This window comes from Microcystis sp. M_OC_Ca_00000000_C217Col (assembly GCF_007095585.1).
Taxonomy (GTDB): Bacteria; Cyanobacteriota; Cyanobacteriia; order Cyanobacteriales; family Microcystaceae; genus Microcystis; species Microcystis panniformis.
The window spans coordinates 1-8,661 of the sequence record NZ_SFBV01000201.1 but is presented as its reverse complement, the minus strand read 5'-3'; the positions used below and the strand labels follow the sequence as shown (position 1 = coordinate 8,661).

At 44.5% G+C, this 8,661-nt stretch carries 9 protein-coding genes and 1 pseudogene; 5 read left to right on the top strand and 5 right to left on the bottom strand.

Going from position 1 to position 8,661, the window contains the following annotated elements; translation table 11 throughout:
• A partial coding sequence (locus EWV66_RS12195) for an RNA-guided endonuclease InsQ/TnpB family protein (RefSeq protein WP_287107350.1) occupies positions 1-763 on the bottom strand: 763 nt, incomplete at its 3' end.
• 221 nt (positions 764-984) lie between these two features.
• A pseudogene (locus EWV66_RS12190) lies at positions 985-1,404 on the bottom strand (type I restriction-modification system subunit M N-terminal domain-containing protein); the annotation flags it as partial.
• A 264-nt stretch (positions 1,405-1,668) separates the two neighbouring features.
• On the opposite strand from EWV66_RS12190, the gene ndk reads away from it, so the two are divergent.
• Entirely contained in the window at positions 1,669-2,118 is a 450-nt protein-coding gene (gene ndk / locus EWV66_RS12185) for a nucleoside-diphosphate kinase (protein ID WP_002785974.1), read from the top strand.
• Between the two features lie 112 nt (positions 2,119-2,230).
• On the top strand, positions 2,231-3,604 hold the full coding sequence (locus EWV66_RS12180) for a DICT sensory domain-containing protein (protein WP_193958456.1): 1,374 nt from the start codon (positions 2,231-2,233) through the stop codon (positions 3,602-3,604).
• Between the two features lies 1 nt (position 3,605).
• On the opposite strand, the gene hpnH is transcribed toward EWV66_RS12180, so the two are convergent.
• The gene (hpnH, locus tag EWV66_RS12175) at positions 3,606-4,622 is read right to left on the bottom strand and encodes an adenosyl-hopene transferase HpnH (protein ID WP_052275340.1); all 1,017 of its coding nucleotides are present in this window, start codon (positions 4,620-4,622) and stop codon (positions 3,606-3,608) included.
• A 398-nt stretch (positions 4,623-5,020) separates the two neighbouring features.
• On the opposite strand from hpnH, the gene EWV66_RS12170 reads away from it, so the two are divergent.
• Complete coding sequence (locus tag EWV66_RS12170) at positions 5,021-5,620, top strand: DUF1517 domain-containing protein (RefSeq protein WP_052275341.1); 600 nt, start codon at positions 5,021-5,023, stop codon at positions 5,618-5,620.
• Positions 5,577-6,509: a hypothetical protein gene (locus tag EWV66_RS12165; RefSeq protein ID WP_081417863.1), complete on the top strand. Its 933-nt coding sequence runs from the start codon at positions 5,577-5,579 to the stop codon at positions 6,507-6,509. Before EWV66_RS12170 ends, EWV66_RS12165 begins: the two co-directional genes overlap by 44 nt.
• A 66-nt stretch (positions 6,510-6,575) precedes the next feature.
• Here EWV66_RS12165 and EWV66_RS12160 read toward each other — a convergent pair whose 3' ends face one another.
• Together EWV66_RS12160 and EWV66_RS12155 are read right to left on the bottom strand one after the other, a co-directional pair.
• Positions 6,576-7,091 carry a phycobiliprotein lyase gene (locus EWV66_RS12160; protein ID WP_052275343.1) on the bottom strand — a complete coding sequence of 172 codons (516 nt, stop codon included), beginning with the start codon at positions 7,089-7,091 and terminating at the stop codon, positions 6,576-6,578.
• Positions 7,092-7,152: 61 nt separating this feature from the next.
• Entirely contained in the window at positions 7,153-7,821 is a 669-nt protein-coding gene (locus EWV66_RS12155; RefSeq protein ID WP_052275344.1) for a HEAT repeat domain-containing protein, read from the bottom strand.
• A 357-nt stretch (positions 7,822-8,178) separates the two neighbouring features.
• On the opposite strand from EWV66_RS12155, the gene EWV66_RS12150 reads away from it, so the two are divergent.
• On the top strand, positions 8,179-8,547 hold the full coding sequence (locus tag EWV66_RS12150) for a hypothetical protein (protein ID WP_287107348.1): 369 nt from the start codon (positions 8,179-8,181) through the stop codon (positions 8,545-8,547).
• The last annotated feature ends 114 nt before the right edge of the window (positions 8,548-8,661 follow it).

Sequence of the window (8,661 nt, the reverse complement as noted above, 5' to 3'; positions counted from 1 at the left end):
GGACTAACGCCAAAGCGTCTTTAATTGCTTTGTCTTTACGTTGTCTTGATACTTTAAGATGAAGCCTAGCTACTTTTATCCGTTGCTTGTGATAGTTTTTAGACTGTTTGTTTCCTTGAGGAAACTTTTTGTATAATCGTCGTTGTGCTTTTTTCAGTCGTTTTTCTGACTTTCTTAAATAACGTGGATTCTCTACATTATTGCCTTGAGCATCGGTATAAAATTCCTTTAACCCTAAGTCAATTCCTGTTATTTGTCCCGTTGGTTTACCGTCAGCACGTCTAACAACTCTTACCCGTTTAATCTGTTGCTCTGAATAATAAAATAATGTCTTTTGACTACACCATAAATCAAATTCTCCTGCTTGAAAACCATCAGTAAATCTGATTTTACGTCGATCATCAGATAGTTGGTAGCCTGTTAATTTATACTCAAAGGAACGGTTATGCTTTTTGAACCGAGGAAACCACTTTTCCCCTGGTATCTTAGCATGACAATTCTGATAAAACCTATTAATTGATTGCCAGGCTCTATCAGCAGCCGATTGACGAGCTTGTGAGTTTAATTTATTAACATAAGGTGTTTCTTTATTATTAGCTAGTACCGCACAAAGTTTTTGGAGATCATTGCGGGTTGTCCCTTGATTTGACCCCCAATAACGAACACAAGAATTACGCACAAACTGAGAAGTTATGATAGCTTTATCGAGCCGGTGATATTGCTCTGGTGTTCCGTTTTTTAGCTTTGCTTCTACGACTAGCATCTAACAATCCTCGACCCTTGGCTAAGTTAGGTATAACACAGTTTACCCACAGATGGTGGAATTAAACCGATGCTCCGCGGTTGATATTCTGGTCTGATTTCATCCCCCGCAAAGCTGAGTATCTTCTCGAAAAATGTAGCGGGGGCATTCATCCGACATTTTAGGTAAAGGTCGCCCTTGGTGTCCCGATCCCCCATCGGGATTTTTTCAATTTGCTCGATTACCGTCGCCAGCAGCGCCGGAGACGCGATGAGAAACACCGCATTCTTCATGTGTTTAGCGTAGGTGCTACCCTTGCAGAATTGCCCCAGATCTTTGATAAAGGGAAACGCTTCATCCCGGACAATCTGGAGCATTGTCTCCGCATCATCGATATTTTTGAAGTGCGACCAACGGATATGCTGTTGGCTGGCGGTAAAGGTGGTATTTTCGAGTTTTTCGCCTAATCGTTGGGCTTTACGCTCCTTAGCTAGTTCTAGGTCATCTAGGCGCTTGATGAAGAGTAAATAGGAAATCTGCTCGATTACCGAAAGCGGGTTACTAATGCCGTTATTCCAGAAGGTTGTCCAAAGTTTATCTAGGGCTTGCTGAATAAATCTAAAAACCTTGTTGGATAAGGCTTTTAGACTTTTTTTCCTCAAAAAGTGCCGACCATTGGAGGGATCGGGGGTAAAATTCCTGGACTTTTTCCCTGAAAATTAGGTAACTGACTACCCCAAAATCGGTAAAACCCTACACCCCACACCCTGCCCCCACGAAAAACTTTTTGCCGCAAACCCTAGCTAAATCGGACAGCAAGCTAACTCAGCAATTGAAGCGAAAATGCTGCCATTCTCTAGGATGCCATTCCGGGTTAATCTGGGTTTCGGACGCAATTTTTCGATGACTAAATTTTAAGAGGCAGTATGGAACGCACTTTCTTAATGATTAAACCCGACGGTGTGCAGCGCAATCTGGTGGGGGAAATTATTCAACGCTTTGAAACTAAAGGTTTTACGCTGGTTGGGTTGAAAATGATGCAGGTTTCTAGAGAATTAGCGGAAAAACACTACGCTGTTCATAAGGAAAGACCCTTTTTCCGTTCTTTAGTCGATTTTATTACCTCCTCCCCCGTGGTGGCCATGGTTTGGGAAGGAGAAGGAGTTATTGCCTCCGCTAGAAAAATTATTGGCGCCACTAATCCCCTCAATGCTGAACCGGGTACGATTCGCGGTGATTTTGGCATTAGTGTCGGACGCAATCTTATCCATGGGTCCGATGGTCCAGATACCGCCAAAGATGAAGTTAGTCTCTGGTTTAGCGATGCGGAATTAGCTAATTGGACTCCCGCAATCACTCCCTGGGTGGTAGAATAAACCCCTTTGAGGCAGTCAGGAGCCGGTCGTCAGGAGACAGGAGACAGGAGATGGCTTTTATTTATTCTCTCCTCTCCCCTTTCCCCACACTCAACCCCTAATCTTGCGACTTATGACCGTAGAATCCAGCTTACAACAGTTAAAAAGAGCTTCATCGGGACGATTACCCAGCAGTTACGGGGTCTATTTTAAGAATACCCTTGTGGCTCTCTGTCATGCTCTTGAAGATCATATCTTGCAAACTAGCAGCCCAGACAGTACAAATAAACCACTGGTTTTAGTCACCTTTCAACAGGGAAAATGGTATTTACAGGAAGCTGAGCGCTATTTAGATATTGCTCGCTCTTCTCGTCATATTGCGATCGCCGCCGTGGCCGATAGTGGTTTTTCTGAGCATAAAACTGGCAGTTTAGAGAATGTTTCGCTAGTAAACTTAGATAATAGCGATAGTTTGGTTAATGAGTGGAATTTAATCATTCTTTCCCCCGATTACGCCTCCATGGTACTCTGTCATGAGTTATCCCCGGAAGAATACCGGTCCGATAGTCAACCCCAAATAGACACGGAGCGAAAATTCTACGGTTTATGGACATTCGATCGCGATTTAGTCGAAAAAGCCGCTAGGATCTTAATTGAGCGTCTCCATCCCTATAATCCCAGTCTAGCGGCCGATTTAAGCAGACAACAGCAAGAAATTAGTCAAAATATTAATCCCATTCCCACGGATTTAACCGGAGTAGTCTCTCGCATTGTCACCTATCTGCAAACCAGTCAACAGCAGTTAGTCACCGTCAGCAGACAAGCGCGAGAATTAAGCGACTTAGAAGGACAAGCATCCCGTTTAAATAAAAATTTAGCCGCTAATAAACTGCAAGCTTTTCTAAGAATGGCTCAAAAAGTCGATGAAAGAGATATTGATAATCCCCTCGCTTCCCTACAGGTGGCTGCTTTAGCGGAAATGTTGGGACAATTGCTCGATTTACCCACCCTGAGATTACGACGCTTACGATTAGCTGGTTTATTATACCGCATCGGTCTAGCGGAGGCTCCGATCGAAGTTTTTAGACAGCGTGCCAGTCAGTTAGAGGGAGCAAATGCGTTATTTTGGCGGGATAGATCGGTATTAGGCGCACAATTACTCGCCACTATGCCCGAATTAGCTCCAATTCAACAGATTATTTACCATGAGTTTGAATACTGGGATGGTAGCGGCGTTCCCAACGGACTAAAAGGGGAAGAAATCAGCCTAGAGTCGCGAATTTTGGGATTATCAGCCTATTTTCAGGAATTAACTCAACCGCGAGGCGATCGACTAGCTCTAGATTTAGGAGAGTCCCTAGAACGTTGTCAAAATTATAGCGGGATTCGTTTCGATCCCGCTTTGGTAGAAAAATTAACTTCGGTAATTCGTCTGTGCGAAATGGGATGGATGCAATTACCCGATCGCCCTAGTCAAGTCCCCGCCGTCTGGTTAGAATCAGTTTAGATTAGACTCCGATTAAACTCTGCATGGCACGTCCCATATTAGCCGGTTTAAAAGCTGCCATGGCCGCGGTCGGTTCATAGCCGCAATGTACCATACAATCGGCACATTGAGAATTGCCACTGGCCCGACCGTAGTTATCCCAATTGGTTTCTTCTAAAAGTTCCCGAAAGCTTTTGTAATGTCCTTCGTTGAGCAGATAACAGGGTTTTTGCCATCCTAAAAGACTATAACTAGGACTACCCCAAGGAGTGCATTCATAGTCCTGTTCACCGATGAGAAAATCGAGAAAGAGAGGATTATGGTTAAAATTCCACTTTTTCTGACCTGATTTCCAGGGTGAGAGAATTTCTCGGAATAAAGCTCTGGTTTGCTCCCGTTTTAAGAAACTATCTTGATCCGGGGCCCACTCATAACTATAACCGGGGGAAATCATCATACCATCGATGCCCAAAGTAGCGAGAAAATCGAAAAATTCCTGCATTTCTTGCGGTTCTGTGCCTTCAAAAACCGTGGTATTAGTAGCAACCCGAAAACCTCTCGCTTTCGCCGCTTTAATCCCTTGTACTGCCTTATCGAATACTCCCTCTCGATCCACACAGCGATCGTGATGTGCTTTTAAACCGTCCAGATGGACACTAAAGGTAAGATAGGGTGAAGGAGTAAATTTATCCAGGCTTTTTTCCAATAACAGAGCATTGGTACACAGATAGACGAATTTTTTTCTGTCCACTAACCCCTTGACAATTTCATCGATTTGTGGGTGTAAAAGCGGCTCGCCCCCGGGAATGGAAACCACGGGAACCCCACATTCTTCCACCGCTGCGAAACATTCTGCCGGGGTGAGATGATTACGGAGAATTTCTGGGGGATGTTGAATCTTACCGCAGCCAGTACAGGCTAAATTACAGCGAAATAGGGGTTCTAGCATTAAAACTAAGGGAAAACGCTTTTTTCCTGCTAGACGCTGTTTCAAGATATAGGAAGCAACCACTAAAGCTTGTTGTAGTTGGACAGCCATTTGCTCACACCAATAGGATTTTAAGTCATTATAGACTGTTAGCAGGGCATCAGGGCATAGGAGCCTAGAAAATGGCAAAATAAATAAAAGCTGAGGGCTTTTTTGGCTGTTTACTTGATTATCGGATAGATTAAACCCCTTGCCTGATTAAGTCCTATCAGTTATCAGTCTTTTTAGCTAAGTAGGTAAGATGAACGTAGGTTGGGTTGAAGCATGAAACCCAACGCCCGATCATGTTACGCTACCGCTAACCTATCCTACAAATAATTGTGCCTCCCTACTTATCAGCTTTTATTTATCCGATTAATTAGCCATTATCACCTTGATCTAGCTGATGGCTTCAAGACTACTGACTCCTAACCTTAACGACAATTTTTGATTTTTACCAGAGGTCTATTATGAGTTCTTTAGGCGATCGCTTCAAGAAATTTGCGGGAAAAACTCGCTATGTGGTCTGTCGCTTATTTTTGCATCTCTACGGACAAGAAGTCGCACCTCTGATCGGTATTCTTAATCGTGCCGGCCGGGAGGCGATCGATTCCGAAGGCGATTTAGAGGTCATGGGAGAGGGTTTAGTAGAAATTTGTCAAAATCTGCTGCAGATGAACCTCTATTGGTTTTCTGTGGCTAATGAGGGCGATATTTTTTGGAGTGAGGGGGAAGCGGGAGACTACGTTAACGAACTGTTTACCGATTCCGCGGCCAGATACCTAAGTGAATCGGTGTCTGGGGAAGTGGGGGAAAACGAACCCTTAACTTTACCCGTCACCGATAACTTAGTTGTTATGATCACAATAGCCTTCGAGGGTGAGAGTGGTGCTTTAGAAACTAGCCTAGCCGATCGAGAGGCCCTGGAAGATGGTTTAAAATCAATAATTAACCTTCACTACCAAGGTCGGCTGCGTGCGATTCAGGTACATTTTTCTCCTGCTCAATTGGGAGATGAATTGACCAATGAGCAACTATTACTCAATTTCCCCGAATTGCTGCCTTTATAGTCTTAATTTTGCCCTTATGCTGCGCCAAGTAACGACAATCTTTTTAATTCTTACCCTTTGTTGCACAACGGTGGCCTGTGGTTCCTCGTCAAATCAAACTCAGTCACCGTCAGCTAATAACAGTAGTGTAAGACGAGAATCCAATCAGGTTAGTAGCGGTCGCTACGAGGTGCAACAAGCTACCTACGATGACGGAGATGGCACTTATACCTTAATGCTGTTAAACACCCCTGCGGGGACTTCTCCCCTCTTTCGCAGCACTAACCTGCAAATGGCTAGATTAAGCGATGAAGCTATCGCTAAAGGGGAAAAAACCGCGGTAGAAATCAACGGTGATCAGGCTACCCTGTACATGACCGAAGATTTTAAAATTGAGTATGTCCATAATGTCACGGAAGTGCGGAACAATCCCCAAACCGGACAACAGGAAACCGTGGTGATTCGGCAAGAATCGAGTTTTTGGAGTCCTTTTTTCGGTGCTGTTGCTGGTCAAGCTTTGGGTAGTTTGCTCTTTCGTCCTCAATATTACGTTCCTCCCCTCTATACTCCGGGGGGTGTGATGACCGGTTTTGGTGGTTACGGTTCCACCTATAATCAGGCAGTAGATCAATACCGGACTAAACATAATAGTCCACCTCCGGCAGTCAAAAACCGGCAAACTCTCCGTTCTACTGGCAATTTACGTCGTTATCCCAGTAATACTTCCTCTAGTCCCAATCGCAGCACCACCACCACCACAAAACCCAGTGGTTCCGGTTATGGTTCCAGTACCCTGAAGAATTCGGGGAAATCTGATAATGTCAAACGTTCTCCTAGTTTCGGTTCCTCCGGTTCCCGTCGTACCCCTAGTCGCAGTGGTTTTGGCAGCAGCAGACGCGGCCGACGTTAGGAGGATTTGACTGGAGTGGTGGAAGATTAATCCTGTCTTCCCCACCTCAGACATTGGAGATGACAACTACTTAGGAGCAACCATTTTGCGAATTTCCGAATAGAAAACCGTCTGGCGATCGCCATTGGCCGCCTGGATAATACTGGTACGCAATCTCAGATTAGGACTAGCAAACCAGATTCTTTCTTCGATACGATGGTGATTATCCTCGATGGTTAAAGTTAAAGCTTGATCGCTTCTGAGATGATATTCTCCCAGCGCTGCCGATTTACCGTTCGATGTGATTAATTTTCCTTGCCAAGGATTCTCTGAGGGTAGCCAAACTAAATAGCTAGAACCGATTTTTTTCGGTTGTCCATAGTCCACGGAATTATCCCAAGTCGCTTTCCATCCCCCTAGACTGGCCGGGGACTGACAGTTATTTTCTAAACATAATTGCACCACATCGGCAGCATCGGCAGCCAGCAAATCGATGGTGATTTCTGCTTTATTATTGGCAACTTTTTGGGCAGCTAATTGATAACTGGTGCGCTGAGAAAACCATTTACCCGCACAGAGATTAATAAATTCTTGAATGTCCATAAATGGCTGTAGGCAAAGATTGATCGCTCTGGAAGAATAGATTATTTATTCTATCCTATACCTAGACCTTGGCCAATTTTTGCAAGGATAAACGGGCCGCTTCGCGCACTTGCGGATGTTCGTCTTTAACCAAAAATTTTAAGGCTGCGATCGTTTTTTCCGCCGGAAGATGGCCTAAAGCTTCCGCTAATCGCTGCCGGATTAACCAGTCATCAGAGTTAACAAAAGTTAAAAGCTTCTCGACGGTTTCCACTGCTTTGATTTCCCCAAGGGCAGCAATAGCGGCCTGTTGAATAACCGCTTCGTTACTATCGAGAGCCGATAATAACACCTGTTTAGCCCGAATATCGCCCAAATTGCCCAAAGCGACGGCGGCACTAAAGCGGACTAACCATTGCGTGTCTTCGTAAAAAGCCCGTTGTAGGGGTTCAAAAGCGCGAATATCTTCTAAATAACCTAAAGCCCCCGCAGCATCGGCGCGAATGCCATAATCGGCATCATTGGCTAACAAATCCACTAGGATAGGAAAGCATTCCTCGGTTTGTTTGACTCCCAAAGCAAAGACAGCCATCGATCGCACCGGTAGCATTTCATCATAAAGGACTTTTTTGATCAAGGGTACAGCTTCCTCCGGCGTCACTTCTCGCAGGGATGCCAAGGCCAACAGACGATCTTTAGAGTTGCTGCTTTCTAACTGGAGGGCAATGGCTTGTGTATCAGGCTTGCTCATTTTTGTCAACCACTTGTAATATTTCTTTAATTCTAACGCAATTCTTGGCAATTCAGAAACGAGAGTGGGGAAAGGATTTCTTGAGGATTTCTTAAGGATTGAGACGAGGGTTGACTTCCTCCAGGGAACTATAATTTAAGTATGGTAATACGATAAATGCTAGGCTTTCTGATAGATTCAGCGGGCGTTGGGTTTCATGCTTCAACCCAACCTACGTTCATCTGATAGATTCAGGAAAAAAATATAAGGACCCACTCCCCTTTAGGTCAGCGAGGTTGAGATTAAAAAAAACAGATAGCCTAGGGCTAATTAGCTTGTCTAGCCGCAACTGCCACACCTAGACAAGCAGGGGGTATTATGGTGAAACATCAAGTTTTTAATACTGGTTCTTTGACTCTAGACACGGAAAAAGAGCAGCTCTTTGTGTCCGTGACTCCAGACTATCAAAAAGGCCCCGGCATTCAACGAGATGGTATAACCTCCCCCAGAATGCAGGATCCTCATGCAGTGCAGGATATAATGTTTCCTCGACTTACTCGAACTGCTATTCCTAGCCTAGACTCTACGACCAATGCTTACGAGCAGAGAGCGGGTACTTGGACACTTTATCATCATCTCAAAGAATTCTGCGCTCAGCGAGGAGAGGATTGGCTAATTATTGGCGCCCAAGGTTGCGGGGATCTAACGATGAATCCGTGGCATCTTGCCTATCTTGGCCCTAATTAAGCTTTTACGCATTTAAGTTACATTGACAGCATTACCCTTATTTTTAAGTTTTCTACTCCATTTAATAATCAATCCCCCTTCATTTAAAAGCTGATTGACTACTTTTTCCAGTTC